Raw genomic sequence first — 25,445 nt, forward strand, 5'->3', positions numbered from 1 at the left:
CTGATGACGGCGCCCTCCGCACCGGCAGCCAGGGCGGGCCGCAGCGATCCGCCGGGTTTCCCTGCCGTACGACATCGTCACCGACACCACAGGAACGGGAGCAGGCCGAACCGTGCCTCCTCAGTACGATGAACCGCCCCGCACAGGCGGGACGAGTCGGCGGGAGGGCGGCGGAATGACGAAAGGCAAGCGGGAGGGGCAGGACGTGCCTCCCCGGCGGCGAGGTCAGGGCGAACTGGAGGCGCAAGTGCTGGCCGCTCTGCGACAGTCACAGGGCGCTCGGACCGCGGGATGGGTGCAGGAGCACCTGGGGGGCGAGCTCGCCTACACGACCGTCATCACGATCCTGACCCGGCTGCATGCCAAGGGAGCGGTGAGCAGGGAGCGGTCCGGTCGTTCCTTCGAGTGGACGGCGGTCGCCGACGAGGCCGGACTCGCGGCCTTCCGCATGCGGAAGGTGCTGGACGCCGAGGCGGACCGGGAGGCGGTGCTCGCCAGCTTCGTGACGGGCCTCTCGCCCGACGACGAGCGGCTGTTGCGGGACCTGCTGGCTCAGGAGCGCGCGGAGGGGGAAGGCTGACGGCATGGGGGTCTTCGTCTTCCTGCCGCTGGTCCTGCCCCTGACGGCGTGGCCGGTCGCACGCCTCGCCGAGCACCATCTGCATCCCCGGATGGCCACGTGGCTCCTCACCTGTCTCTCCGGTGTGCTCGCCGTGTGCAGCATGCTGTGCCTGGCTCTGCTGATGGTGGTCGGCACCGCGCAACTGCCCGGCAACCCCCTGCCCGACGGCTGGTCCGATCCCGAGGTCCGCGAGGCCGTCCCCTACGACGAGGTCGCGGGCAAGGTCGCCATCCCCGCCCTGATCGCCGTCCTCGTCTCCTGCACGAGAGCCGCCTGGCGACACCACCGCGTACGCCGCAGTGCGGGCCGGGCGCTGGCGGGCCTACCCGCCACACCGGTCGTGGTCCTGCCCGACGACGAGAGCGCCTACGCGTACGCGCTCCCCGGCCGGAAGGATCGGATCGTGGTCACGAGCGCGATGCTCGCCACGCTGACCGGCCCCGAGCGCCGCGCGCTGTTCGCCCACGAGCGTGTCCATCTGGACGCCCGGCACCACAGGTTCCTGCTGACCGTACAGCTCGCGGCCCGGGCCAACCCGTTCCTGCGCCCCCTGCGCACGGCCGTCACCTACACCACGGAGCGCTGGGCCGACGAGGAGGCCGCCACCCGGATCGGCAGTCGTCGTGTCGTGGCGCGGGCGGTCGGCAAGGCGGCGTTGATCTCCCGCGGAGCGCCGGTCGCGACACTGGCCGGCTTCGCCATGGCGGGTTCCGTGCCGCGGCGGGTAGCCGCCCTGTTGGGGCCCGCCCCCACGGCTCGCGCCTGGCCGTCGCTGTTCACCGGCGCGGGTCTCGCCGCATGGGCTGCGGCCGCCGGCACCACGGTCTCCGCGCTTTCCTCGGCCAACTCGGCCGTCACGCTCTTCCTGATCCTGAAGGCCGCCACCCCGCTCTGAAGACCGTCAGGATCCTGAGGACCGTCAGGCCACGAGCGCCCGGATCGGCATGATGACGTAGAGCGCCACCAGCCCCACCATCGCCGCCCCGAGGAGGGCGGCGCCGTCGGAGAACGTGCCTGAGAGGTAGGGCAGGGCGGCCAGCACGACACCCGTGACGGCGGTGGCGTGCACGGTCTGGGCGATCGGGGACCACGCCTGTTCGTGGAGGCTGTCGGCCTCCGCCGCGAGCGCTGTCGGGAGCATGCAGGCCAGCACCAGGAGGAGGGGCAGCACCACGACGCCCGCCCCGGACAGCGTGAGCCCCCAGCCGCGGTCCAGGTAGCGGTCGAACGACGTTCCCTCCTCCACCACACCGCCCAACTCGGGTGCGGCGGGCGCCCAGAGCGTCTGGACCCGGTCACCCGGCTTCGGCCGGTTCTCCGTGTAGGCGCCCCGGGAACGGATCCGGCTGCCGTCCGGGAGAGCCAGGACCAGGGTGGAGCGGTGGCCCGTCAGCACGTCCTCGTCGCGTATCTCCGTGATGTCGGCGGTCTCCGCCACGGTGGCAGTCGAGTACGCGGCTCCGGCCCGGACCAGTGAGCGGACGTGCTGGGACGCGTGCGACTCGCCCAGCGCGTTCAGCGCCGCAAGGGAGGCCAGCATCAGCGCCCAGACGGCGGACTGCCGCAGGTACACCCAGGGCACGCTCTCGTACTCGTACGCCGACAGTCGTCGCAGGAGGCCGGGACGTTGCCGCCGGTCGCCCCCGTCCTTCTCCAGGGAGACCGGCCGAGCCTCCGATGTGTGGGGCATCCAGTAGTAGTGGTCGTCCGACCACCAGATCCAGAGCGTGACGACCCGCAGCCAGACCAGACCGACCACGACCCAGGCCATGGTCACGAGCCCGGGTGCGGGCAGCGGAATGCCGGCCGGCAGTCCCGCGACCCACAGGCTCAGCGCGGCCGCCCCCGTGAAAGCGAGCACACTCGATATGCGGACGAGCCAGGTCAGCACGCGATTCCCCCCCGTTGGTCGATGACGGCCGAGTATCGCAGCCGCCGACCCCGAGGGGCACAGGTCGGTGGCGTTGTGGGCGGGGTGGGTCCCGTGACGACGAGGCGGGCCCCACCCCGGACGGTGGTGGACTACAGGTCGAACTCGTGCGGCGGGAGGCCGAGGGCGTAGCACGCCTCCCGTACGACCGCCTGCTCGTCCTTGTCGAAGTCGCCGTCCGCGCCGCCGATGATGATGCCGATCTGGATGACGGCGCGGGCCTCGGCGGGCTTCTTCTTCGCCTTGGCGACCTCCTGCAGGACGCTGACCTTGCCGAAGTCGAAGTCGGCGGTGAGCCTGTCGCAGTTGGCCTCGAAGCGGCGCTGGAGATCCTCCGCCGGGAAGTTCTGCAGCACCTCGTTGCTCATGATGAGCTGGGCGACCTTCTGCCGCTCGGACGGGTCGATGCTGCCGTCGGCGGCGGCGACGAGCGCGCACATCGCCATGCCGGCGTCACGGAACGCGCCGCTCTTCAGGTCGTTCTTCTTCGCCATCAGCTGCGTCTGCATGGTCGACGCCGATTCCTTGATGCGGTCCCACAGGGCCATTTCGGAGCTCCGTCACGTGTTGGAGGCGGTCCGGGCCGGAGGGGGCCGGCCCGGACCACCCGCATCTTCTACATCGATGTAGAAACTATCAGGGTCGGGCGACGCTGACGCCACCCCCGGTCGACTCCCCGGGGTCGCCCTTCTGGAGGGGGGATTCCTTGGCGAGTCGCCCATCGAGCGTGGTTCCGGTGGAGCAGAGGGCCTCCGCGGCGACCCCGGGCCTTGCTCTGCCGGCGGCGGGCCGATCGGCGAGCGCCGCGCGGTCGGGGTCGCGTGTCGACGCGATCGGCGGGGCGGCGATGATCAGGGCGAGGGTGAGGTGGCGACCGGCAGGGGCTCAGCCCTCGTCCCCCTCCTCTTCCTCGCCCTCGAAGAAGTCGCCGATCTCGTCGACGGCCTCGGCGGCGACCATGCCGCCCACGACACCGACGGCGAGTCCCGCCGCGACCGCGGTGCCCATGCCCGGGCCGGAGCGGTGGCCGTGCTCCTCGTGGTGCCCGCCGTAGGGGTGGTCTCCGTGACCGTACGAGTCATGGTGGCCGTACGCGGTGCGCTGTTCGACCAACTGGCGGATCCAGCCGTCGACCTCGGTGTTCCAGTCGGTCCGCTCGACGTCGTGGTGGCCGACCGTGTGGCGGTTCAGGGCGTCGTGGCCCTCGGAGAAGAAGCCGCCGCGCCTGTCGGCCTCCAGAACCACCTCCAGGCCGGCCGGTCCGGCCAGGAAGGTCACCTCGATCTCGTTGATTTGGTGCGCGTACTGCGGCGCCGGAGCGAGCTCGATCTCCTGGTAGAAGAGGAGCTGCTGGCCGGTGCCGCGGATGTGGCCGAGCTCCAGGTCGGCCGACTTGAAGCCGAAGCCCAGCTGCCCGAAGGCCTCGAGGACCGCCTCCTGCGCGGGCAGCGGCCGGACGGCCAGCGGGTCCATGTCGCCCTTGTCCTTCGCGCCGGAGACGCCCAGTTCGGTGCGGACGCCGAGGGCGATGCCCAGGCCCTGGCCGTACAGCTCGGTGATGGGCGTCTCCCACGGCAGCGGGAAGGAGAACGGCACGCTGCGCTGCTCGCCCTCGACGAGGCGGAAGTTCCCGCCGATGACGTGCCGGTGGAAGACGACCGTGCCCGTCGCTTCCCCGTCGTCGTGCTCGGCCTCGACGCGGGCCACGAGCTCCAGGGTGATGTGCTCGACGGTGAAGTCGGCGTTGCCGCCCTTGAGGTGGACCTGCCCACCGAGGACGCCGCCCGGCGTCGCCGCGCCCGGATCGAGCACCGTGTCCACTGCCGGACCGCCTACGCCGAGCGAGCCGAGCAGACGCTTGAACACCATGGGGCGTTCACTCCTTCACATCGCTTGTGTGGTTCGGCACTTGGGCCGTATGGCCTCTGGCCGTCTACATGCGTGTAGAAGCATAGGGGTGGGATGTCCGCCTCGGCGTCAGCCGAAGCGTGCCAGGGGACGGATTCGGACAGCGCCTGTCCGCCCCGAACGGTCCGGGCTCGTCGGCGCACGCGGGGACGGGCGACGGCAGGTGCGCTTCAGTGCGGACCCTCTCGGCACAGCCGTGCTGCGGCTCGTGGTCGAACGGCCCTCCAGGCGCGCGACACCGGGGTTCGCGCCGCCGGGCGGCGGAGGGTCGGCCAGGCGAGCGGCAGGGGTCCGGCTCCCGATGTCGGTTCGCCTTTCCTCTACAGTGGCGTAGAAGGATATGTGCCTGTCTGAGCACCGTTTCCGCCCGAGGACGAGAAGGAGTGAGCGACCGGCCATGGGTGAGCCTCCCCGGACGAGCCGGCCTCCCTCGCCCGTCGTCCGGCGGGGAGGGTCGCCCTGGAGCCGGCACCGCCGAGCCGTCGCCGTCACGGGCGCGAACGGGACCGTCCTGGGCCACGTGACCACGGAGGACGTTCTCGACGAGCTGGTGGGCCCGGCAGCGGCCCTGTGATTCACGCTCCCTCTTCCGCGCGACGGTCGGCCGCACGCCCGATACTCCCTTCCAACACCCTGTTCCCTCTGCAAGGAGCCGTTCTTGTTCGCCAGACCGACGTCCACCGGCGTCTCGAAGGGGTGCGGCCGATGAACGCCGCTCTCGGCCTGCTGGCCGTCCTCGTCCTGACCGCCGGCACCGGATACTTCGTCGCCCAGGAGTTCGCGTACGTCGCCGCCGACCGCCTCGCGCTCGCCCGCGAGGCCGAGGCGGGCGACAGGCGGGCCGCCCGCGCGCTGAAGGTCCTCGAACGGCTCTCCTTCATGCTCTCCGGCGCCCAGCTCGGCATCACCGTCACCGGCCTGGTCGTCGGTTTCCTCGCCGAGCCGTCCGTCTCCGCGCTCCTCAAGCCCGCGCTGGAGGGGATCGGCCTCCCGGAGGGCGTCGTCTCGACGATCTCGGTGGTCCTCGCCTTCGTCGTCGCCACCGTCCTGCAGATGGTGCTCGGCGAGCTCGCACCCAAGAACCTCGCCCTGGCCGTGCCCGAACGGCTCGCCAAGTCACTGGCCGCCTCCACCCTCGTCTACCTCAAGATCGTCGGCCCCGTCGTGCGCGTCTTCGACGGGGCCGCCAACAGGCTGCTGCGCAAGGTCGGCATCGAGCCCGTCGAGGAACTGCACCACGGCGCCACCCTCGAGGAGCTCAGCCACCTCATCGGCGAGTCCCACGAGCAGGGTCGACTCCCGGCTGACACCGCCGAGCTGCTCGACCACGCACTGGAGTTCTCCGAGCGCACCCTGGACGAGGTCATGGTGCCGCGCGCCGACGCCGTCTTCGTCCGCAAGGACGCCGTCCTCACCGAGGCCGTCGACCTGATCGCGCAGCACGGCCACTCCAACTACCCCGTCCTGGGCGATCACCCCGACGACATCGCCGGAGTCCTCGGCGTGAGCGAGCTGATGCGCCTGCCCGCCGGGCGCTTCCCGGAGCTGACGGCGGGGGAGTCCGCCCGGCGCCCGCTCCTCCTGCCCGACACGCTGCCGCTGCCGCAGGCCGTCGCGCAGATGCGGGAACACGACGACGAGTTCGCCGTGGTGCTGGACGAGCACGGCGGCGTCGCCGGCGTCGTCACGTACGAGGACATCGCCGAGGAACTCGTCGGCGACATCGCCGACGAGACCGACAAGGTCGTCGCCACCGCTGTCCCGGACGGCGACGGCTGGCGGATCGACGCGGGCCGCCGCCTCGACGAGATCGAGGACGCCACCGGCATCAGCCTGCCGGAGGACGACGACTACGACACCGTCGCCGGCCTGATCATCGACCGCCTCGGCCGCTTCCCGACCATCGGCGACCACCTCACCGTCGACGACGTCCGCATCGAGGTCCTCAGCCTCGACCGCCATGTCCCCGAGCGCGTCCGCATCCGGCGTGTCGCAGCCGCCGGATCCGCAGAGGAGACGCAGGCATGAGCTTCCCCATGGCCCTGTTCATCACGGTCCTGCTGCTGATCGGCAGCGGATTCTTCGTCGCCGCCGAGTTCGCGCTCGTCGCCGCTAAGCGCCACCGCATCGAGAAGGCCGTCGCCGACGGACAGCGCGGAGCCAAGGCCGCGCTCGCCGGCATGCGCGAGCTGTCCCTGATGCTCGCCGGCGCCCAGCTCGGCATCACCATCTGCACCCTGGGCCTCGGTTCCATCTCCAAGCCCGCCATCTCCCACGAACTCGACCCGCTCCTGGTCAAGCTCGGTCTGCCCACCGCACTCAGCTACGGCATCGCCTTCGCCGTCGCCATGATCATCGTGGTCTTCCTCCACATGGTCGTCGGCGAGATGGCGCCGAAATCCTGGGCCATCGCCCACCCCGAGCGCTCCGCCATGCTGCTCACCCCGCCCTTCCGCGCGTCGGTGAAGGTGGTGCGTCCGCTGCTGTGGCTCCTCAACAAGATCAGCAACACCCTCGTGCGGATGTGCCGCGTCCAGCCCCGGGACGAGCTGGCCGCCGTCCACAACCGCGAGCAGCTCACCCACCTCGTGGAGGAATCCGAGCGTCTCGGCCTCATCGACAAGACGGACTCGCAGCTGATCACGCGCTCTCTCACCGAGCCCCAGACCCCGGTAGCGGCTCTGCAGACCCCGGCAGACGACATCGTCACCGTCCCGGCCGACGCCGACCTGGACACGCTCCTCGCCCGCGCCGCCGAGGCCGACCGCTCCCGTCTCCTGGTCCGCGACGGAGACCGCGTCCTCGGCTCGGTCCACGCCCGCGACGCACTGGTGGCCCGGGCCCGCGGCCACGCCCGTACGGCTCGCGAACTCGCCCGGCCCGTGCCCGAACTGGCCCCCGGCACCACCGTGTCCGAGGCCGTCGAACAGCTGCGCCGCCGCCGCGCCTCCCTCGCCCTCGTACGGAACGCGGGCGGTGAGCTCACCGGTCTGGTGAGCCTGGACGACCTGCTGGTCCGGATCATGGGGCCGCAGACCGCGTGAGCCGGGAGCCGACACCCCCGCCGACGAGATCCTCGCGCACGCCGCCAGGAAGGGCCGGCACGTCAACGACGACGACCCGCGAGCCCCTGCATTCCCGGTGTCACCCTGGCCCTCACCCGGGACACCTCCCTGCAGGAGACGCACCACGTCTGAGCCGCAGAGACTCCGGTCCTCGGAGGGCAAGGCGGAGACGCGGTCCGGGAACGGTCCGGATCCGGGCCACGGCCCCGCCTGCCCGGGTCCCGGACGTTCCGTTCACGCCGCTGTGTCACGACGCGAGGAACGAGTTCGGGCATCTCGTGCTCTGCGGGTCTGGGGATGCGCCGTGGCCGACGTGTTCGACTCCTCGGGGAGAAGCGTCGTGACAAGCGCCGGCGACCGTCTGGTGGCCACCACGCGACTTGAGGAGGCGCCCGTCGACAGGCAACAGCACGAGGCTCACCATCACGAGGCCGGTGTCTGGGACCAGCTCCACCTGGTTCCGCTCAAGAAGCTGCGCCGTGTGAACGGACGGCTGCCTGCCGGTCCTGTCGGACCGTGTTCTGGCAGCCCTCGACTTCCCTGGCGAGACATTCCCCTCCAGCAGCGACGGCAAGGCCACAACGCGGAACCCCACCGTCACCGACCTCTTCGCCTCCGTGCACCGGGAAGCCCACGACATCGACCGCGAAGTCGTGGGACGCCTCGACACGTGGTTCAGGGCCGAGCCCTCACAGATCCACGAAGGCACGTTCGCCGGGGGCGACCAGCCGGGACAGGAACATGCCGATGCCCGCCGAGCCGGTCGCGTAGTCGTGGGCGATTCGGTTCAGCCAACGGCCAGGGAACGCGATCCCGTCCTCCTCCACGACGCGGAACCACAGGACGGTCCTGGCGACGGCATAGGCCCTGTCCCGGTACTCCTCATCGCCGGTGCAGCGGTACATGTCCAGCATGAACTCGCCGATCCCCGCCAGGCCTTCGAACAGACCGGGCGCGTAGGAGTACGTGACGAAGGTGTCGTCAGCCACCCGCCGGGCGAGCTCGCCGTACCGCTCGTCGCCGAGCAGCCGGTGGAACCGGACCAGCACACTGCCGACGCCCGCGCCTCCGTGGATCCAGTACGGGTACACCACGGGGTCGCCCTCGACCCGCTGCCACTGCAGGCCGAGGCCGCTCTCGCTCGCACGGCCCAGGTCGAACTCCAGACCCCGTACGGCGTACGTACGGAAGCGCTCTTCGCCGGTCGCCAGGTGCAGGTGGAGGAGGAAGAGGGCGATGCCGCTCGCCCCGTAGCCGTACCCGTAATGGACGAGACCGTCGAGAGAGGACCGCCACGAGCAGGTGTCGCCCTCGTGCTCGGCCGTTCTGAGGAGGTGCTCGCCCGCCTGCACGGCACGGTCGAGATGGAGCTGCTGCCCGGTCCGCGCGTGGAAGCGCAGCGAGGCGAGTCCCCATCCGGCGACGCCGAGGAACACACTCGGATCGTCGTACAGCAGGGAAGAGGAGCGCAGCAGGGTCATCACGGCCTCGCCCCGTTCCTCCCAGCCCAGGTCGTGGAAGGCCCATGCGATGCCGGCCAAGCCGACGTACAAGCCTGGCGGATAGGTGTCGTTGTCCAGCGGCCGCCCCAGCATCCAGGCGGCCACCTCGGCCGGCAGCCCGGCCGCCGGCGCCGCCCGGCCGCGCGTCCTCGAACCGAGCAGTAGCGCGGGCCCGCAGGCGCCGTAGGCCACGCTCAGGGGGTTGGTCGCGAAGACCGTGTAGTCGGCGGGCCAGAGGCGATCGCTGCGCCGCTCGTCGAAGGTACGGAGCAGCAGGCCGACGATCCCGTCGACGGTGCGCCGGACCTCCGCGTCAGGACAGGCCGGGACACCGTCCCCGGACCCACGCCTTTCGGTCACCAGGGGCGTCATGGCGTCATCCGTCCTTCCAGTCGGCCAGGACTCTCTTCGCCTCGTCGACCCGGGCGGCGGCCAGGCACGACACGACGGACCTCACCTGCGTGGGGACGCCGAGGGCGACGAGCTCGTCGAGGAAGAGGTCCTTCGCCGCGGGGTTGAGGCCGAAGAACGCGGTGGCGGGCACGACGGTGCTGTAGAGCAGCATGGCCGCGGCGTACCAGTCGTCGCAGGGGAGGAGCCGACTGCGCGAGGAGCGGTCCGGGTGGAGGAAGCCGGGCGTGCCCCAGCGGGTCCCGTAGGACAGCATCACCGCCTCGTCGTCCTCGTGGACGGCGCTCTCGAAGTCGATGAACCGCATCCGAAGCGTGTCGGCGTCGATCAGGACGTTGTTCGGCGAGAGGTCGCCGAGGACCACACCGCGGGCGTGCACCTCTTCGATCATGGGGACCAGACGGCCGGCGACCTCCCGGAACAGGGGCACGAACCGGTCCACCCTTCCCTCCCGTCGGATGTACGGAGCGAGGATGACCTCGTCGCGCGCCCAGAAGTCGTGGAACGCGACACCCTCCAGCCGTTCCTCCACCAGGAACGTGTGCTCCCATTCCCGGAACAGGTCCACCGCCCGGGGGACGGAGTCCAAGCCCTCCAGCCGGCGCAGTACCTCGTACTCGTGGCGCAGCATGTCGACCGCGTCGACCGTGCGGTCTCCGCTCGTCCAGCAGTTGGTGAGCCGCCGGGCCTCCTTCACGACGACCGGATCCCCGGTGAGCCGGTCGGTGCCGTGATAGACGCCGCCGACGTTGGAGAAGGCGAGGGCGCCCTCGACGAGATAGCGATCGTGGAGGAGCGTGCCGTCGGACTCCGCGCCGGACCGCGCCGCGGCCTCGGACGCCGGTCGCTCCGCCGGCTCCTCGGCGAAGGGGTCGCGGACCCAGGGCGGCAGCCGGAAGAGGGGCAGCCGTTCGTCGGCCACGTACGAGCCGTCAGGCGCCACCAGAAACGTGCTCTGCGTGCCGTCGATGTTGAGTCGCCGCGGCGGCCGGAAGCCCCCGTAACGGTAGAACAGCACCCTGCTGTCCCGGTAGCGCCGGTCGGAGAGGATGTACGGCCCCTCGACGGCTTCGTCGGCCGTGCACCGGTACAGGGTCTCGATCAGCTCGGCGAAGACGTGCTCGTCGGGCGGGTACAGCGTCATGAACTTGCCGGAGAAACCACGTTGCTGTGTCTTCGAGTTGAGTACGGCCAGCATCGTCGGGTCGGCGGCGGCCTTGAATTCGACGTGGTACGACACGCACACAGGGACCACGAGTTCGAACAGGCGGACGGCGTGCTCGGGGGCGGAGGAGACATGGATCTTGAAGCCCTGGGTGGGCGGCGGAGCCGACCGCCCCGTGGACCCCGGCGTCCTCCGCGCGTGCAGCCAGACGTCCCCGCGCTCCAGCACCCAGGCGTCCGGCAGCAGCCGGCGCAGCGCGTCGCGGTACTCGGGGGTGATGGCCCTGCGGGACAGCGGCTCGTAGTGCCGGGGATCGGCGAGGCCGAAGAGGTGGTGGGCAGCCAGGGCCGCCTGACGGTCCACGGGCGCTCATCCGCCGGGGCCCCGCGAGGGGCCCCGGCCGGCTCGTGATCCTTCCGCGGTCACATCTGCACCGTTCCGCCGCCACCGCCGCATGCCACGCTGTACGTGCTGCAGCCGATCGACTGGGTGCTGTGGAAACCGGCGACGGCGGGGGTGGCGGCACCCCCTTCGGGCTGCATCCCCTGCAGCCCCAGCACACGGTCGACGTCGGCGGAGGCCCGTTCAAGGCTCGCCTTGACCTCGTTCAGCGAGGCGGACCTCGCCTTGCCCTGCTTGGCCATGAGTTCCTCCTGTCTCCTGGCGGACGTGCTGCCAGGAAACGGCCGGCCCTCGTGCGCTGCCAGCCCGCCAGGCCTCCACCAGCCTTTCCTGACGGCTTCTCCACCGGGCCCGACCTGCGAGGACTCCGCCGTGCGACCCCCCAGCGGACCTGGTCCGAACGGGTTATCGGTCCGAGCTCTTCGCCGCTCGAACGAGACCCCACGCGCCGGCCGGTCAGGGCGTCGGTGGGACGATGCCGTGGGTACGGGTGGTGGTCAGGTCGCGTGTGGAGCCGGGCAGTGCGGGCGAGGCCCACAGCAGGTGGCTGAACCCGCACACCGCCGCCGGCGCGCGCTCCGTCCACCATCGCGCCGGCGACGCCTGCCTGCCGCGCAGCGACACCACCGCGCACCGCGTCGCGCCGCTTCCCCGGCCGGGGCTGCGGCGTACGGTGCTGAACTTCGTGTCCACCACCCCAGCCTCCCGCCCGCATCGCACCGATTCGGCTGCCGAGCCCCGTACCTGACGCCGCGCCGCGCCGCCCATCCCAGCTCCAGCGACTTCCGCCTCGGACTCGACGGCATCGAGCCCGAGGAGCCGTCCGACATCAAGGAGCTTCCCGCCTGATCAGGCAGGCCGATCCGGGCACGCGGCCACGGATCGGGGCGGGACTCACGTGTCAGAATGGATGCGCCCGTTCTTCGTCCGGCTTTCATCATCGAGGTTCATCCGTGTCCCAGCCCGTCGGCCGTGTTCCGCAGCGACGCAACGCACGGTCCAACCGGGCGCGCATCCTGGCCACCGCGCGCCAGGAGCTCGGGCGGAACCCCGACACCACTCTGGAGGAGCTGGCGCGCGCCTCCGGTGTCGTCAGGCGCACTCTTTTCGGGCACTTCCCCGGACGGGCGGCGCTCCTGGAGGCGCTGGCCGAGGAGGCCGCCGAGGCTCTCCAGGCCGCGGCGGCGGCCGGGGTGAAGGCGACGGACCCGGCCGAGCGGGCACTCGCGCGCTTCTCGTTGTCGATGTGGCCGGTGGGCGACCGCTACCGGATGCTCCTGGCGCTGGCTCAGCGGGACCTGGGCATGGAACGGGTCGCTGAGATCCTCGCGCCCGCCCGCGTCGAGGTCACCGCCATTCTGGAACGGGGGCAGCGGGACGGCGTCTTCCACTCCCACCTGCCGCCCGCGGTCATGGGTGCCGGCCTGGAGGCGATGACGATCGCCCTGCTGGAAGAGGTCAACACCGGCGCGCTGGAGGACGACGGGAGGCGTACGGCCGTCGCCACGCTCATCGCGGCCGGTGTGCCGGAGAAGCAGGCGCACGTCGTGGTCGATGACGTGGCCACCGCGGTCGCGGCGGAGGCCGTCGCCGAGAGCTGAGTCCCGGCACGGCTGTTGACGCAGAGGCCGAACGGACCCCGGTGCGAAGGCACCGGGGTTTTTCACGTGTGCCCCCGCCTCCGACGTTGTGGTGACGTCGTCCTCGGAAGTTCCGGTACGACGGGCTGTTGTGGAAGCGAGTCGGCCTGTACGGCGGTGGACCGCCCTCGACCACGGGGTCGCTGCGCCACTGGTCGCCGGTGGCCGTTCCGTGAGGCCTGCGGGGTTTCCCTGACGAGCCCGGGTCTGCCGCCGACGGGACCCCGTCATCGGGCGCGATGTCCGCGACCACGGCGATGTCCCGTGCCGGCTGACGGTGTCGCGGCTCGGCGTCCCCCGGTCGCATCAACAAAAAGGGACGGTGCCGGGTGCTCCCTCCCGGCACCGTCCGGGGCCGTGCGCCGCTCAGGCACGGCCCGTTCGGGGGCGGAGGAGGCCGGATCGGGTATCCGGCCTCCGGTCGGCGCTCATGGGTCGCGCCGGGCCTGTGGGGCTCAGGCGGCGCCCACGGTCTCGGCCTCCGCCGCCACCGCATCTTCCTGGCGGTGGTTCCCCTTCGCCTTGCGGCCGGGCAGCACCGCAATGACGATCAGGGTTCCGGCGCCCATGACGATCGCGCCGATGAGGCTGGTGTGTGCGATGGCGTGGGCGAAGGACTCGTGCACCGCCTCGATCAGGGTCTGGGCCTGCTGGGGGCCACCGCCCGGGGTCTCGGCGACGTGCTCGGCGACCGCGAGGCCGCCGCCCACCGAGTCCTTGGCGACGTCCATCGCCTCGGCCGGGAGGCGGCCGCCGATCATGTCGGTCAGCTTGTCCTTGTAGGACGTCGCGAGGAGCGAGCCGAGCACGGCGATGCCCAATGCGCCGCCGAGTTCCAGCGCGGTGTCGTTGGCGCCGCCGCCGACGCCCAGCTCGGACTCGGGAAAGGAGCCCATGATGGTGTCGGTGGCCGGGGACAGGCTCAGGCCGATCGCGAAGCCGAGCATCAGCAGGGGCGTCAGGAAGTCCGTGTAGGTCGAGCCCGACTCGATCTGCGTGAGCAGGAAGACGCCCGCCGTGCCGATCACCATGCCGGCGCCCACGACCAGCTTCACGCCCAGCTTCGGGGCCAGCCTGCCGGTGACCGCGGCGCCGACGAAGACGGCTCCGGCCAGCGGCAGAAGGCGTATGCCGGTCTCCAGGGCGTTGTAGCCGAGAACGAACTGCAGGAACTGGGTGGAGTAGTAGATCGAACCGAAGGTGCCGAAGAAGAAGAACAGCACGGCGAGCATCGAGCCGCTGAAGGGACGCTCCTTGAACTTGCGCACGTCCAGCATCGGGGTCGGGTGCTTCGACTCCCAGGCCACGAAGGCCGGCAGGCCGACAGCGGCGACGACGGCCGCGGTGATCGGGCCGGCGCCCCAACCGAAGTGCGGGCCCTCGATGGTCGCGTAGACCAGGCTGCCGATGAAGACGATCGAGAGCAGTCCGCCGATGTAGTCGATCCGGCCCATGCCCTCGGCCTTGGACGGCGGAACCAGGAGCAGTGCGCCGATGACGCCGAGGACCGCGATGGGGACGTTCATGAGGAAGGTGGAACCCCAGGCGTGCTCCTCAAGGAGCCAGCCGGCGGCCACCGGGCCGGCGGCGATGGCGAGACCGGACGTAGCGCTCCAGGCCGTGATGGCCTTGGCGCGCTCAGCCCTGGGGAAGATCGCGACCAGCAGCGACAGCGTGGCCGGCATGACGACGGCGGCACCGATGCCCATGATCGCGCGGGCGATGACGACCAGGGTGGTCTCGTGGACCAGGCCGCCCATCACCGAGCCGCCCGCGAAGACCAGCAGGCCCAGGACGAGTGCGCCGCGGCGGCTGTATTTGTCGCCGATCGCGCCCAGGACGAGCATCAGCGCCGCGTACGGGACGGTGTAGCCGTCGATGACCCACTGCAGGTCACTGCTGGACAGCCCCAGGTCCTTGGTCAGGTCCGGCGCAGCCACGACGAGCGACGTGTTCGCCATGACGACGATCAGCAGGCTCAGGCAGAGCACCAGCAGGGCCCACCAGCGCCGTGGATAGGGCCCGGTCATTTCTTCGGCAGGTGTATGCGCAGAGAGCGGCATCGAAAAGCTCCTCGACAGGAGGCGAAGCGGAGGCTTCGGGGGGTTCGCGGAGGGGGGCGAAGGGCGGCCGTGGCCGTGGGCCGGCGAGACACCGAGCAGTTAATTGCCCATCAATGTGCAGATTAGTTTATTGCCCATCGATGTGCAACTATCGAGCTGTCCCCGCCCCGTCCGCCGGAGGTTCCGACGTGACCCGCGCACACGTCGCAGATGCCTCAGGGCGTAGCCGGACCCGCCCCGCGAGGGCCCGCATCCTCGAGGCGACCAGGCAGGAACTCGGCCGTGATCCCGAGGGCGGCCTGGGTGACATCGCCGAGGCGTCGTGCGTCGCGCATCGCCCGGGGCAGCGGCAGGGAGCCTTCAGCGCCAGGGTTCCGCCCGGTCCTCTGGGTCGGGCACTGAAGGGACACCTGGTGGGGCTCCTGGAGTGTGTGGACGCCGGGACCGGGATCGATGACGGCACACGCACCGCGACCGCCGCCCTGATCGCGATGGGCGTGGACGGCGATCGCGCCGTCACCTGCGTTCGAGGGCTCGGTCGACCCGTGTTCCTTGGGGCCTGGCTCTCAGACGCGCATCCCGAGCACTTCCCGAGCACTCTCCGGAGAGGGCATTTCGTGTACCAGTCCCAGCCCGATGGTCAACTCGTCGGCGATCCCCACTGCAGCGGCGCCGTGTACGCGAGTCCACCGGCCCTGAGGAGGCGACGCCAGCTCATTGCCGTGGTGGCTTCCCCGTGCTGACGCGGCCGGCCGAGGGTGGTCTGAGCCACGTCGACCTCACTGCGCACGACATGCCTGCCGACGGCTCGGCGCTGCCCCTGCCGGTGGCGAGTCGGGCCGGATCGGCGCGACGGCCAGTCTGCCGCTTGTCGGCGACGTGGCCGTGCGTGCGGCCGCCTCCGCGGCGAAGGGCAACCGCATCGCCTTCGCGGACGTCCGTACGGTCCAGGGCGAGCTGATCCCGCCCTTGAGAGCGCTGCTCGACAAGGCCCTGGAAGAGCCCGTCCCGCTGGAGAACGTCCCCGAAGGACTGCACCTGCGCTCGGTCACCATCGCGGAGAACGGGATCGAGGCCCGCTTCACCGGCCGCTCGGTCACCTTCCGTCCGAGTTCGTCGGCCACCGCGTAGGGGGAGCGGGCGCCGGGGTCGGTCAGGCGAGGTCGGGGAGGGGGCGTCGGGCGACCTCGTGGGCGTCGTCCGGCGGGACGCCCAGCATGCGCAGGACCATCTCGGCGAGGTTCACCGCGGCGTCGTCGCCGTCCACATCGGGGCGGGCGAATCGCAGTTCCACCAGGGACAGCAGGGTTCCACCCAGCGCGGAGAGGGCCACTGTCGGGTCGACGGCGGTGAAGCGGCCGGAGGCCATGCCGACCTCGACGTCCCGGAGGGCCCGCCGGGCCAGGCCGTTCTCCGAGTGGATGTGGCCCAGGCCGCGGCGGCGCAGCACCTGCATCAGCTCCGGGTGCGACTCGGCCATGCGGGCGCTGAGCCGGAAGCCTGCCGCGACGAGCTCGGCGGGGTCGTCGATGCCGGCCAGGTGCTCGTCGAAGGTCCGGCCGAACTCCTCCAGGGCGTCCCGCACCGCGGCCTCGAACAGCTCCGTCTTCGATTCGAAGTGGTTGTAGAACGAGCCGAAGCCGACGTCGGCGCGCTCGGCGATCACCTGGATGCTGACGCCGGTGTCCCCGGTCTCGGCGAGTATCTGGCGGGCAGCGCGGACGAGCGCTCCGCGGGTCTCGGCGCGACGCCGCTCGAATCGGTTGCTGGGCGGGGCTGACGTAGGCATACGCCGAGTCTAACCGTGGAGACGATGACGATCGCAGTCCTGATGAATTCATCATTTCCTTCCGTGAACACCTTGACGACAGATCTGTCAGACTTGATGATTTCCTCATTAAGGTAATGCTGCTTGGAGGACACCATGTCCGAAACCCGCGTCAACGCAGTCGGCGTCCCGGACGTCAGGACGGCCCACCAGGACCTCCACAGCGCGCAGGGCGCCCTGCGCGGCGAACACCCCGGGCGGTCCCGCAACCCCGTGATCAAGGTGGCCGACCTGGCCTGGCTGGAGTTCGAGAAGCCCGACCTGGACCGGGCCGAGGTCTTCGCCCGGGACTTCGGCTTCGGCATCGCCGCCCGGAGCGAGAGCGAGCTGTGGCTGCGCGGCACCTTCGCCGGCTCACCGTGCATGGTGATCCGGCGCGGCCGGGCCTCCCGTTTCATCGGCCCGGCGTTCGGCGCCGCCGAGCGGGCCGACCTGGACCGGCTGGCCCGCGCCACGGGCACGTCCGTACGGGACGCGGACGTGCCCGGCGGCGGCAAGGTGGTCGACCTGCTCGACCCCTCCGGCTTCCCGGTCCAGGTCGTGCACTGCGGGGAGGAACTGCCGGCGCTGCCCGAGCAGCAGCCGCTCCCGCTCAACTTCGGCACCGATCACCGTCGCACGAACGTCACCCAGCGCCCGCCGCGTGAACCCTCCCGCATCCAGCGTCTGGGGCATGTGGTCCTGGAGACGCGGGTGTTCGGGCGCGCCCTCGACTGGTACCTGGACACCCTCGGGATGATCGTGTCCGACTTCCTGTTCCTGGACGGCCGGCGCGGCCGTGGTCCGACGATGGTGTTCATCCGCTGCGACCAGGGCAGCCGGGCCGTCGACCACCACACGCTGGCCATGCACCTGGGCCCGGGCAACGGCTACGTCCACTCCGCCTACCAGGTGACCGACCTCGACTCGATCGCCGCAGGCGGCGAGTACCTGGCCGAGCGCGGCTACCGGCGCAGCTGGGGCATCGGCCGGCACATCCAGGGCAGCCAGCTCTTCGACTACTGGCGCGACCCCGACCGCTTCATGCTGGAGCACTTCGCCGACGGCGACCTGTTCTCCAGCGACGTCGAGCCCGGCTGGGCCCCCATGTCGACCTCCGGCCTCGCCCAGTGGGGACCTCCTGCCACCCGCGACTTCCTCGGCGCGAGCCCCTCCCCGCAGCGGGTCCGTGACGTCGTCGAAGCCCTGCGAGGCGACAACGAGTTGGACCCGGCGCGCCTGCTGGGCCTGCTCAAAGCCTCCAGGTCCTGAACCCCGACCCCCTCACGAAGGTACTGACATGAGCACCAACGTCCTGCGCACCGCCGACGGATGGTGGGCCCTCCTTCCCCCGGCTCCCGACTCCGCCAGAGCAGGGGAGACCCCATTCGACCGGGCCGTCCCCGTCGACACCAAGGCCGTCACCACCGCCGAGCTGATCGCCGACCGGGCGGCCGTGCGCGAGGCCGCCCTCTCCGGGGAGGCGGGCACGCCCGTCGCCGACCTGGTCGTCCTCCCGCCGGTCACCACCCCCTGCCGGGTGGTCGCCCAGATGGTCAACTACCGCAGCCACGCCCGCGACTCGGGCTTCACCGGCGACATCCCGCCCGCCTTCTTCCGCAAGGCGTCAGGCTCGGTCAGCGGCCCGGGCGAGGCGATCGTCCGGCCGTCGCACGTGAAGTTCCTCGACTACGAGATCGAACTCGGGCTCGTCATGGGCGCACCCCTGCCCGTCGGCGCCGTGGTCGAGGAGCGTGACCTGCCGTCGTACGTCGCCGGGCTGGTGATCACGAACGACGTCAGCGCACGCGACGTCCAGCTGACCAAGACGCAGTTCTACGAGAGCAAGTCGTACCCGACCTTCACACCGACCGGGCCCTACCTGGCGCTGCTGGAGCCCGAGGACTTCACCCACCTCCTCGATCTGCGGCTGAAGCTGTCGGTCAACGGCGAGCTGCGTCAGGACCGCACCCTCGCCGACATGATCGTCCGTCCTGCACAGGCGCTGACCCTGCTGGCCCGCTTCCAGACCCTCGACCCCGGCGACCTGCTGCTCACCGGGACCCCCGGCGGCACGGCCCTCAAGGCCCCGCCCAAGGCGGTCGAGAAGATCGGCGCGCTGCTGCCGCCCGCAGTGAAGTGGAAGGCGTTCTTCAAGAGCCAGGCCCGTAACCCGCACTACCTGCACACGGGTGACGTGATCACGGCGACGATCTCGACCGCGGACGGGCGGATCGACCTCGGCGAGCAGCGCACGCCCGTCACGGACGCGAAGTAGAGCCCGAGGTGAGCCGCACATGACCGCCGACCAGGCCGGACGCCGGGACACCGCACCCGGGCCCGTCCAGAGAAGCCCCGCACAGACAGCCCCCGCACAGACAGCCCCCGCTCCCGTCGTGATCATCGGCGCCGGGCCGGTGGGGGTGACCGCCGCCCTCCTCCTCGCCCGGCGCGGTGTCCGCACCGTCATTCTGGAGCGCCACCAGGACGTCTACCCGCTCCCGCGCGCCGTCGCCACCGACGACGAGGTGCGCCGCATCCTCCAGGCCGCGGGCGTGGGCGAGGAGTTCGCCGCGATCGCCCGCCCCGCGAACGGACTTCGGCTGCTGGACGCCCGGCACCGGGTCATGGCCGAGTTCCGGCGCTCCGAGCACGGCCGTCACGGCTACCCGCAGACCAGCATGTTCGACCAGCCCGACCTGGAGCGACTGCTGCGCGACGCCCTGGCCCGCCGCCCGGAGTGCGAGCTGCGGGGCGGTGTCGAGGTCACCGGCGTCGGCCCGGACCCGGCCGGCCCCGTGCGCGTGACCTACCGCGACGCCGACGGTGAGCACCATCTGTGGGCCGAGGCGGTCCTCGGCTGCGACGGCGCGAACAGCCTCACCCGCGACGCGATCGGCGCCGCATGGGAGGACCTGCGCTTCGAGGAACGCTGGACCGTCATCGACGTCCGCACGCAGGCCGACGTCCGCTGCTGGGAAGGCGTCGACCAGGTCTGCGACCCGCACCGGCCAGCGACGTTCATGCGCGTCGGTGAGGATCGCTACCGCTGGGAGTTCCGGCTGCAGGAAGGGCGGCAACCGGTCCGCGAACTGATCGCCCCATGGCTGTCGCCCTCGTACGACGGGGACTTCGACGTCGTACGGGAGACGCAGTACACCTTCCGGGCGCGGGTGGCCGACCGGTGGCGCAGCGGACGGGTCTTCCTCCTCGGCGACGCCGCCCACCTCACCCCGCCGTTCGTCGGGCAGGGGCTGTGCGCGGGCCTGCGCGATGCCTACAACCTCACCTGGAAGCTCGCCCGGGTCCTCCAGCAGGGCGGCGACGAACGGCTGCTCGACACCTACGAGAGCGAGCGCAAGCCGCACGCACGGCATGTGATCCGGCTCGCGGTCGCCATGGGCTGGGCCATGACCGGCGGCCAGGACGGCGCCGCCGCACTGCGCCGCAGGATCCTGGCCGCGGCCTGCCGCATACCCGGCCTCACCGCGGCGGCGGGCCGCGACCTCAGCCCGCCCCTGACCGCCGGGCCCCTCGTCCGGCGCCGTAGGCGCAGGAGCCTCGTGGGCACCCACTGCCCGCAACCATGGGTGGCGCTCGACGGCCGGCGCAGCCGCCTCGACGACATGCTCGGCGACGGCTTCACCGTCCTGACCGCCGCCGAACCCTGGCCCTCGCTGCGCGCCCTGGCCCACGGGCTCGGCGTCCCGGCGATCCCCGTGACCGGCCTCCGTGACGACGGCACCCTCACCGCCTGGCTGCGCGCCGGCCGGGCGGACGCCGTCCTGCTGCGCCCCGACCGCGTCGTCACGGACGTCGTCCCGGCCGGGGGGCACGACTTCACGGACACCGCCGCCTGGGCGTCCCTCCTGCACACCACGCGCAGCCCCCACCCTTCCCCACGGACCGTAGAGAACAGCCTGCCGAGGAGCGCCACACGATGACCAGGCCGTATCCGGAACCCTTCACGACGCCCGATCCGCAGGCCGTCGCAGCCAGCCGCATCACGGACTTCGCCCGCCGCGCCGGGCTCGACGGCACCGACTACGCCGCCCTGCACCACTGGTCGGTCACCGACCTGGAAGGCTTCTGGGGCGCGGTGTGGGAGTACTTCGACATCGACGCGGACTCCCCGTACGAGCAGGTGCTCGCGGAGGAGCGGATGCCGGGCGCCCGCTGGTTCACCGGCGCCACCCTCAACTACACCCACCACGCCCTGCGCAACCTCGCCGACGACACCGTGGCGATCATCGCCCTCGACGAGACCGGCTCCAGTCACGAGGTGACCGGCGGCCGGCTGCGCGCCCAGGTCGCATCCGTCGCCGCCACCCTGCGCGACCTGGGCGTCGGCAAGGGGGACCGGGTCGTCGGCTACCTGCCCAACACCCCGCACGCGATCGTCGCCTTCCTCGCCGCCGCGAGCCTGGGCGCCGTGTGGTCGGTCTGCGGGCAGGACTACGCGCCCCGGGCGGCCGCCGACCGCTTCGCCCAGCTCGAACCCACCGTCCTGATCGCCGCCGACGGCTACCTCTTCGACGGCACCACCCACGACCGCCGCGACGCCGCCTTCGAACTCGCCGGTGAGCTGCCGACGCTGAAGGCCGCGCTGCTGGTGGACCACGTGGGCCTGCCGTGGCCGTCACACGCGTACCCGTCACTCGTGGTGCCGTGGGAGGAAGCCTCCACCCGCACCGAGGAACTCGCCTGCACACCGGTGCCGTTCGACCACCCCCTGTGGGTCGTGTTCTCCTCGGGCACCACCGGCCTGCCCAAGGGCATCGTCCACGGCCACGGCGGCGTCCTGCTCGAACACCTCAAGACCCTCGGACTGCACTCCGACCTCGGCCCCGGCGACCGCCTCCTGTGGTACACCACCACCCACTGGATGATGTGGAACCTGGTCGCCTCCACGCTGCTCACCGGCGCCACGACCTGCACCTACGACGGCAGCCCGGCGCCCTTCGCCAAGCTCGACGTCCTGTGGGAACTGGCCGCGCGCCACCGGGTGACCGTCTTCGGCACCAGCCCCCAGTACCTGATGGGCATGGCCAAGTACGGCATCGACCCCTCGGCGCACGACCTGTCGTCGATCCGCGTGGTCGGCTGCACCGGCTCCGCACTGCCGGCCTCCGCCTACCCCTGGGTCCGCGCCCATGTCGGCGACCACGTCCTGCTCGCGTCCACCAGCGGCGGCACGGACGTCGTCTCCGGCTTCGCGGGCAGCGCCCCGAACACTCCCGTCTGGGCCGGAGAGTTGTCAGCACCTCATCTCGGCGTGGCGCTGGCCACGTACGACGCCGAGGGCCTCCCGATCGTGGACCACGTCGGGGAGCTGGTCGTCACCCGCCCGATGCCGTCCATGCCGCTGTACTTCTGGAACGACCCCGACGGCACCCGCTACCGCGACGCCTACTTCTCCTCCCACCCCGGCGTCTGGCGGCACGGCGACTGGATCACCGTCACCGGACACGGCTCCGTGATCGTCCACGGCCGCTCCGACAGTACCCTGAACCGCAACGGCGTGCGCCTGGGCAGCGCCGACATCCACGACGTCGTCGAGCGCCTCCCCGAGATCACCGAGGCCCTCGTCATCGGCGCGGAAGAACCCGAGGGCGGCTACTGGATGCCCCTGTTCGTGGTCCTCGCCGCCGACGCGACCCTGGACGACCCGCTCCGCGAGAAGATCAAGGAGGCGATCCGGACCGGCGCCTCACCCCGCCACGTCCCCGACGAGATCATCGAAGTCCCCGGCATCCCGCACACCCGCACCGGCAAGAAACTCGAAGTCCCCGTCAAGCGCCTCCTTCAGGGCGCCCCGGTCGAGCAGGTCGTCAACCCCGCAGCCGTGGACGCCCCCGACCTCATCGACCACTTCGCCCGGATGGGCGCCGAACGCCGGGACCGGTCGACGTGACGACCGCGCAGACCACCCTCGCCGCCCTCCTGACCCCGGTCTTACGGCAAAACCGCCGTCACGCCGACTCCGACGATCCGTGGTGCGGGCCAGACGTCGTCGCCCGGTGCACGACGGAACCCGGCGGCCCTCGGAGCCTTATCGGGCGGGTCACTCACGTGCTGGTGTGACGGCGTGCGCGAGCTGGAAGCGTGAGTGCAGGCCGAGTTTCCGGTAGACGCGGGTGAGGGTCGCTTCGACCGTCTTGACGCTGACGGTGAGGGCGGTGGCGATGTCGCGGTTGCTCGCTCCGGCGGCGGCGAGTTCGGCGCAGCGCTGTTCGGCGGAGGTGAGGCGGGAGCGGGCGTTGTTGTCCGTGGGGGCGGCTTCCAGTCGGCTGAGGGTGTGCGCGGCGGTTTCGGCCCAGGGATGTGCTTGGTGGGCGGTGAAGAGGTCGATGGCGCTTTGCGCGGCGGTGCGGGCGCTGGCGCGTCGGCGTCCGCGTCGTTCGGTGTGGCTGAGCGCCAGCAGGGTCCTGCCGCGTTCGAGGGGGAGGTCGTGGAGGCGGTCGGCCGCGTCGGTGAGGCGCCGGGCCGCGGTGCCGTAGTCGCCGCGGGCGGCGTCCAGAAGTGCCTGGGTGCGTTCGAGCGAAGGGAGGACCGCGTCTCTGCCGAGGTCGGTCGCGGTGCGGCGGGTGTCGTCCAGCAGGCTCTGTGCCTGGTCGAGGTGGCCGAGGGCGACGAGGGTCTCGGCGAGTTCGGGATGCCAGCGCAGGACGGACGGGTCGCGGACCTGCTGGAGTTCCTCCAGGTCCCGCACCTCTTCCAGGGCCTCCAGAGCTTCTTTGGGGCGGCCGGTGACCAGAAGGAGGTGCCCGAGGGCGAAGAGGTTGCGGGAGAGGAAGACCCGGTTGTCCTCCTGCCGGGACGCGTCGACTCCGCAGCGTGCGCGGGCGAGGGCGAGGTCGGTGCGTGAGGCGGTGCCCTCGACGAGGGCGGAGGTGTAGCAGGCCGGCCCGGACGGCAGGCCCGCCCTGTCGGTCAGCGCTTGGGCGCGGGCGGCGTAGTCGAGGGCTCGGGCGCACCGTCCGGCACGGATCTCCACCTCGGCGAGGCTGCGCAGGACGTCCACGGTGCCCTCGGCGTCCCCGGCCCGCCGGGCCTGGACGAGCAGCGGCAGCAGAAGGGTTCGGGCATCGGACAGACGGTCGTCGAAGAGGGCGTGTCGGGCGGCGAGGTGCTCCGGAGTGGCGTTGACGGGGACGGCTGTGGTGCGGGCCAGGGACAGGGCGCGGTCGAGCGTGGCATCGGCTCCCGGGCTGCCGAGGACGCGCTGGACGCGCGCCTGCATCGTCAGGGCGAGAGCGGCGGTGGTGGTCTCGCCGGCGACCTGGGCGAGAGCGGCGGCCTGGGCGGCCAGGGCATCAGCCTGTGCGGGGGCGCCTTCGTTGACGTTGGCCCGGATGGCTTGACGGAGCAGGACCTGGGCGATCAGGTCCGGCCGACCGGCCGCCTCGTGGACTGCCTCGGCGAACAGTTCGTCCGCGCCGTTCAGGCGCTGTCCGCTCGCGTCGAGCAGGGCCAGGAGGGCGCTGACGCGTTGAGCGGGACTGCTGTCCTGTTCCAGGACGAGGCGGGTGGCGGCCTGGCTGCGCGAGAGGTCGCCGCAGTGCGCGGCGTCGCGTACGGCGGTCAGTGCTCGTTCGGTGAGCAGCCCGGTGCTCTCGCGCGGGGTGCGTTCGGCGGCGAGGAGGGAGAGTTCGGCGGCCAGTGAGTGCTCGCCGCGCAGCCTGGCATGGCCGGCGGCGCGCGCGGTGTGCCGGGCCGTGCGGGGGTCGGCGGTGTCGGTCGCCAGTGCGGTGTGCCGGTCGCGGCGGAGGGTGTCGTGGCTGGCCTCGGCCAGTCGCGTGTGCAGGAGGCGGCGCGCGTGGCCCGGCAGCCGGGCCACGAGTTCCGTGCCGATCGCGGAGGCGGTGAACCGTACGCTCCCGTCCGCCCGTTCGATCTCGAGCAGCCCTGCTGCCTCGGCCTGGGCGAGGAGGGCCTCGACTGCCGGGCCGGCGAGACGGCCGAGCAGTTCGAGGTCGGGCCGGTCGTCCAGGGCGGCGAACGTCAGCAGTTCCCGTACATGGGCCGGTACCTCGTCCAGCCACTCGCCCACCAGTCGGCGGGCCGTCGGCGGCAGGGCCGACTCGCTTCCACCGTCCCGGTCCGGGAGCGGGCGCGAGGCGCCGGCCAGCGCCAGGGCCAGGGCTGGATTCCCGCCGCTGCAGGCGTGGATCCGCGCGACCTCGCGAGGGGGCAGCCGGTAGGGCGACAGCAGAACCGTGACCTGGCCGGCCGTCAAAGCCGGAACACGCACCGCGTACGCGTCCTCCCCGCACCAGTGACCTCCGGCCTCCGGGCGCCAGGTGCGCTCGGCCGCGATGACGGGAAGGTCCGGGGTCAGGCGCAGCGCCCAGCCCAGGACGGCCCCGCTGGGCGCGTCCAGCCACTGGGCGTTGTCCACCACCAGCGTCATGGGCGGTGCCTCCCGCAGCAGGGCGGCGGTCTGTCGGCGCAGCCGCAGGGCCGAACCGGCATCGTCCGGGGAGCCCGGCCGTCCGGTGGCCTCGTCGAGTCCCGCCGTCAGCTCCCGTGCGGCGGGCAGCGCTTGGAGGGCCAGCGCGAGTTCGAGCAGCCCGGCACAGGGAACCCGGGCGTCCTGCGGACGCGGGGCCAGCCGCAGGACGGGCAGGCCCAGCCGTCGCCCCAAGGCCCCGGCCGCGGTGGTCTTTCCGCTTCCGGGCGGCCCGGACAGGACCACCCGGCGGGTGCCGTGCACGTCTTCCGGCACCACCGGCAGCACGGGACCGGCCTCGGGGGAGGCGTTCATCCACATCGCAGAGTCTGGCATCGGGCCATGGTGCGCCCGCCGGGCCTCCCCGTCCAGATCAAGGGGTTGCCCCGATGTCGGCCGCCTCCCGCGTCCCTAGCCTCATGGCCACAGCCGGGCCAACCGCTGCCGAACGCCCCCCGCACCCCAGACGACGTTCTGC

At 71.8% G+C, this 25,445-nt stretch carries 21 protein-coding genes; 11 read left to right on the forward strand and 10 right to left on the reverse strand.

Annotated elements, in window-relative coordinates:
• The first annotated feature begins 175 nt into the window (after window positions 1–175).
• On the forward strand, window positions 176–580 hold the full coding sequence (locus tag ACIGW4_RS31315; RefSeq protein ID WP_123458143.1) for a BlaI/MecI/CopY family transcriptional regulator: 405 nt from the start codon (window positions 176–178) through the stop codon (window positions 578–580).
• 4 nt (window positions 581–584) lie between these two features.
• Window positions 585–1,517, forward strand: coding sequence for a M56 family metallopeptidase (locus tag ACIGW4_RS31320; RefSeq protein WP_359586995.1), 933 nt, complete (start codon window positions 585–587; stop codon window positions 1,515–1,517).
• 24 nt (window positions 1,518–1,541) lie between these two features.
• Here ACIGW4_RS31320 and ACIGW4_RS31325 read toward each other — a convergent pair whose 3' ends face one another.
• From ACIGW4_RS31325 to ACIGW4_RS31335, 3 genes are all read right to left on the reverse strand, one after another.
• On the reverse strand, window positions 1,542–2,483 hold the full coding sequence (locus tag ACIGW4_RS31325) for a hypothetical protein (protein WP_399584395.1): 942 nt from the start codon (window positions 2,481–2,483) through the stop codon (window positions 1,542–1,544).
• 161 nt (window positions 2,484–2,644) lie between these two features.
• Window positions 2,645–3,100, reverse strand: a complete 456-nt coding sequence (locus tag ACIGW4_RS31330) for a tellurite resistance TerB family protein (protein WP_123458140.1) — start codon at window positions 3,098–3,100, stop codon at window positions 2,645–2,647.
• A gap of 337 nt (window positions 3,101–3,437) precedes the next feature.
• Window positions 3,438–4,421: a sporulation protein gene (locus ACIGW4_RS31335; protein ID WP_399584398.1), complete on the reverse strand. Its 984-nt coding sequence runs from the start codon at window positions 4,419–4,421 to the stop codon at window positions 3,438–3,440.
• A gap of 436 nt (window positions 4,422–4,857) precedes the next feature.
• Between ACIGW4_RS31335 and ACIGW4_RS31340 the strand changes: the two genes are divergently transcribed.
• The 3 genes from ACIGW4_RS31340 (at window position 4,858) to ACIGW4_RS31350 (ending at window position 7,504) form a co-directional block, all read left to right on the forward strand.
• Entirely contained in the window at window positions 4,858–5,034 is a 177-nt protein-coding gene (locus ACIGW4_RS31340; protein WP_399584401.1) for a hypothetical protein, read from the forward strand.
• 131 nt (window positions 5,035–5,165) lie between these two features.
• Window positions 5,166–6,488 (forward strand): hemolysin family protein, encoded by a 1,323-nt coding sequence (locus tag ACIGW4_RS31345; protein WP_399584404.1) that lies wholly within the window; start codon window positions 5,166–5,168, stop codon window positions 6,486–6,488.
• Window positions 6,485–7,504: a hemolysin family protein gene (locus tag ACIGW4_RS31350; RefSeq protein WP_399584406.1), complete on the forward strand. Its 1,020-nt coding sequence runs from the start codon at window positions 6,485–6,487 to the stop codon at window positions 7,502–7,504. The genes ACIGW4_RS31345 and ACIGW4_RS31350 overlap by 4 nt, the downstream gene beginning before the upstream one ends.
• Before the next feature lie 710 nt (window positions 7,505–8,214).
• On the opposite strand, the gene ACIGW4_RS31355 is transcribed toward ACIGW4_RS31350, so the two are convergent.
• From ACIGW4_RS31355 to ACIGW4_RS31370, 4 genes are all read right to left on the reverse strand, one after another.
• Window positions 8,215–9,387, reverse strand: coding sequence for a lanthionine synthetase C family protein (locus tag ACIGW4_RS31355; protein ID WP_399584409.1), 1,173 nt, complete (start codon window positions 9,385–9,387; stop codon window positions 8,215–8,217).
• A gap of 16 nt (window positions 9,388–9,403) precedes the next feature.
• Window positions 9,404–10,966, reverse strand: a complete 1,563-nt coding sequence (locus tag ACIGW4_RS31360) for a hypothetical protein (protein WP_359587015.1) — start codon at window positions 10,964–10,966, stop codon at window positions 9,404–9,406.
• Window positions 10,967–11,025: 59 nt separating this feature from the next.
• Window positions 11,026–11,247 carry a hypothetical protein gene (locus ACIGW4_RS31365; protein ID WP_398709525.1) on the reverse strand — a complete coding sequence of 74 codons (222 nt, stop codon included), beginning with the start codon at window positions 11,245–11,247 and terminating at the stop codon, window positions 11,026–11,028.
• A 214-nt stretch (window positions 11,248–11,461) separates the two neighbouring features.
• Entirely contained in the window at window positions 11,462–11,698 is a 237-nt protein-coding gene (locus ACIGW4_RS31370; RefSeq protein WP_399584412.1) for a hypothetical protein, read from the reverse strand.
• Window positions 11,699–11,958: 260 nt separating this feature from the next.
• Here ACIGW4_RS31370 and ACIGW4_RS31375 point away from each other — a divergent pair, with 260 nt between their 5' ends.
• Window positions 11,959–12,606, forward strand: a complete 648-nt coding sequence (locus ACIGW4_RS31375; RefSeq protein ID WP_399584415.1) for a TetR/AcrR family transcriptional regulator — start codon at window positions 11,959–11,961, stop codon at window positions 12,604–12,606.
• Window positions 12,607–13,100: 494 nt separating this feature from the next.
• On the opposite strand, the gene ACIGW4_RS31380 is transcribed toward ACIGW4_RS31375, so the two are convergent.
• Window positions 13,101–14,708, reverse strand: a complete 1,608-nt coding sequence (locus tag ACIGW4_RS31380; protein ID WP_399584417.1) for an MFS transporter — start codon at window positions 14,706–14,708, stop codon at window positions 13,101–13,103.
• 879 nt (window positions 14,709–15,587) lie between these two features.
• Between ACIGW4_RS31380 and ACIGW4_RS31385 the strand changes: the two genes are divergently transcribed.
• Window positions 15,588–15,839, forward strand: coding sequence for a hypothetical protein (locus ACIGW4_RS31385; RefSeq protein WP_399584420.1), 252 nt, complete (start codon window positions 15,588–15,590; stop codon window positions 15,837–15,839).
• A gap of 22 nt (window positions 15,840–15,861) precedes the next feature.
• On the opposite strand, the gene ACIGW4_RS31390 is transcribed toward ACIGW4_RS31385, so the two are convergent.
• Window positions 15,862–16,497: a TetR/AcrR family transcriptional regulator gene (locus ACIGW4_RS31390; RefSeq protein ID WP_359587021.1), complete on the reverse strand. Its 636-nt coding sequence runs from the start codon at window positions 16,495–16,497 to the stop codon at window positions 15,862–15,864.
• Window positions 16,498–16,632: 135 nt separating this feature from the next.
• On the opposite strand from ACIGW4_RS31390, the gene ACIGW4_RS31395 reads away from it, so the two are divergent.
• From ACIGW4_RS31395 to ACIGW4_RS31410, 4 genes are read left to right on the forward strand one after another with little or no spacing between them, the layout of a single operon-like run.
• Entirely contained in the window at window positions 16,633–17,787 is a 1,155-nt protein-coding gene (locus tag ACIGW4_RS31395) for a VOC family protein (protein WP_399584424.1), read from the forward strand.
• A gap of 28 nt (window positions 17,788–17,815) precedes the next feature.
• Window positions 17,816–18,793 (forward strand): fumarylacetoacetate hydrolase family protein, encoded by a 978-nt coding sequence (locus ACIGW4_RS31400; RefSeq protein WP_399584427.1) that lies wholly within the window; start codon window positions 17,816–17,818, stop codon window positions 18,791–18,793.
• A gap of 19 nt (window positions 18,794–18,812) precedes the next feature.
• Complete coding sequence (locus ACIGW4_RS31405; RefSeq protein WP_399584430.1) at window positions 18,813–20,459, forward strand: bifunctional 3-(3-hydroxy-phenyl)propionate/3-hydroxycinnamic acid hydroxylase; 1,647 nt, start codon at window positions 18,813–18,815, stop codon at window positions 20,457–20,459.
• On the forward strand, window positions 20,456–22,429 hold the full coding sequence (locus tag ACIGW4_RS31410) for an acetoacetate--CoA ligase (protein WP_399584432.1): 1,974 nt from the start codon (window positions 20,456–20,458) through the stop codon (window positions 22,427–22,429). Before ACIGW4_RS31405 ends, ACIGW4_RS31410 begins: the two co-directional genes overlap by 4 nt.
• Window positions 22,430–22,579: 150 nt before the next feature.
• Here ACIGW4_RS31410 and ACIGW4_RS31415 read toward each other — a convergent pair whose 3' ends face one another.
• Window positions 22,580–25,303, reverse strand: coding sequence for a LuxR C-terminal-related transcriptional regulator (locus ACIGW4_RS31415; RefSeq protein WP_399584435.1), 2,724 nt, complete (start codon window positions 25,301–25,303; stop codon window positions 22,580–22,582).
• Window positions 25,304–25,445 lie beyond the last annotated feature (142 nt).

It is taken from the genome of Streptomyces sp. NPDC053513 (genome assembly GCF_044544765.1).
Classification (GTDB): domain Bacteria; phylum Actinomycetota; class Actinomycetes; order Streptomycetales; family Streptomycetaceae; genus Streptomyces; species Streptomyces litmocidini.

Excerpts from the sequence above, each read along its gene's own strand:
- ACIGW4_RS31315 (WP_123458143.1), top strand. The coding sequence starts at position 176 with ATGACGAAAGGCAAGCGGGAGGGGCAGGACGTGCCTCCCCGGCGGCGA.
- ACIGW4_RS31320 (WP_359586995.1), top strand. The coding sequence starts at position 585 with ATGGGGGTCTTCGTCTTCCTGCCGCTGGTCCTGCCCCTGACGGCGTGG.
- ACIGW4_RS31330 (WP_123458140.1), bottom strand. The coding sequence starts at position 3,100 with ATGGCCCTGTGGGACCGCATCAAGGAATCGGCGTCGACCATGCAGACG.
- ACIGW4_RS31335 (WP_399584398.1), bottom strand. The coding sequence starts at position 4,421 with ATGGTGTTCAAGCGTCTGCTCGGCTCGCTCGGCGTAGGCGGTCCGGCA.
- ACIGW4_RS31340 (WP_399584401.1), top strand. The coding sequence starts at position 4,858 with ATGGGTGAGCCTCCCCGGACGAGCCGGCCTCCCTCGCCCGTCGTCCGG.
- ACIGW4_RS31345 (WP_399584404.1), top strand. The coding sequence starts at position 5,166 with ATGAACGCCGCTCTCGGCCTGCTGGCCGTCCTCGTCCTGACCGCCGGC.
- ACIGW4_RS31350 (WP_399584406.1), top strand. The coding sequence starts at position 6,485 with ATGAGCTTCCCCATGGCCCTGTTCATCACGGTCCTGCTGCTGATCGGC.
- ACIGW4_RS31365 (WP_398709525.1), bottom strand. The coding sequence starts at position 11,247 with ATGGCCAAGCAGGGCAAGGCGAGGTCCGCCTCGCTGAACGAGGTCAAG.
- ACIGW4_RS31380 (WP_399584417.1), bottom strand. The coding sequence starts at position 14,708 with ATGCCGCTCTCTGCGCATACACCTGCCGAAGAAATGACCGGGCCCTAT.
- ACIGW4_RS31390 (WP_359587021.1), bottom strand. The coding sequence starts at position 16,497 with ATGCCTACGTCAGCCCCGCCCAGCAACCGATTCGAGCGGCGTCGCGCC.
- ACIGW4_RS31395 (WP_399584424.1), top strand. The coding sequence starts at position 16,633 with ATGTCCGAAACCCGCGTCAACGCAGTCGGCGTCCCGGACGTCAGGACG.
- ACIGW4_RS31400 (WP_399584427.1), top strand. The coding sequence starts at position 17,816 with ATGAGCACCAACGTCCTGCGCACCGCCGACGGATGGTGGGCCCTCCTT.
- ACIGW4_RS31405 (WP_399584430.1), top strand. The coding sequence starts at position 18,813 with ATGACCGCCGACCAGGCCGGACGCCGGGACACCGCACCCGGGCCCGTC.
- ACIGW4_RS31410 (WP_399584432.1), top strand. The coding sequence starts at position 20,456 with ATGACCAGGCCGTATCCGGAACCCTTCACGACGCCCGATCCGCAGGCC.
- ACIGW4_RS31415 (WP_399584435.1), bottom strand. The coding sequence starts at position 25,303 with ATGCCAGACTCTGCGATGTGGATGAACGCCTCCCCCGAGGCCGGTCCC.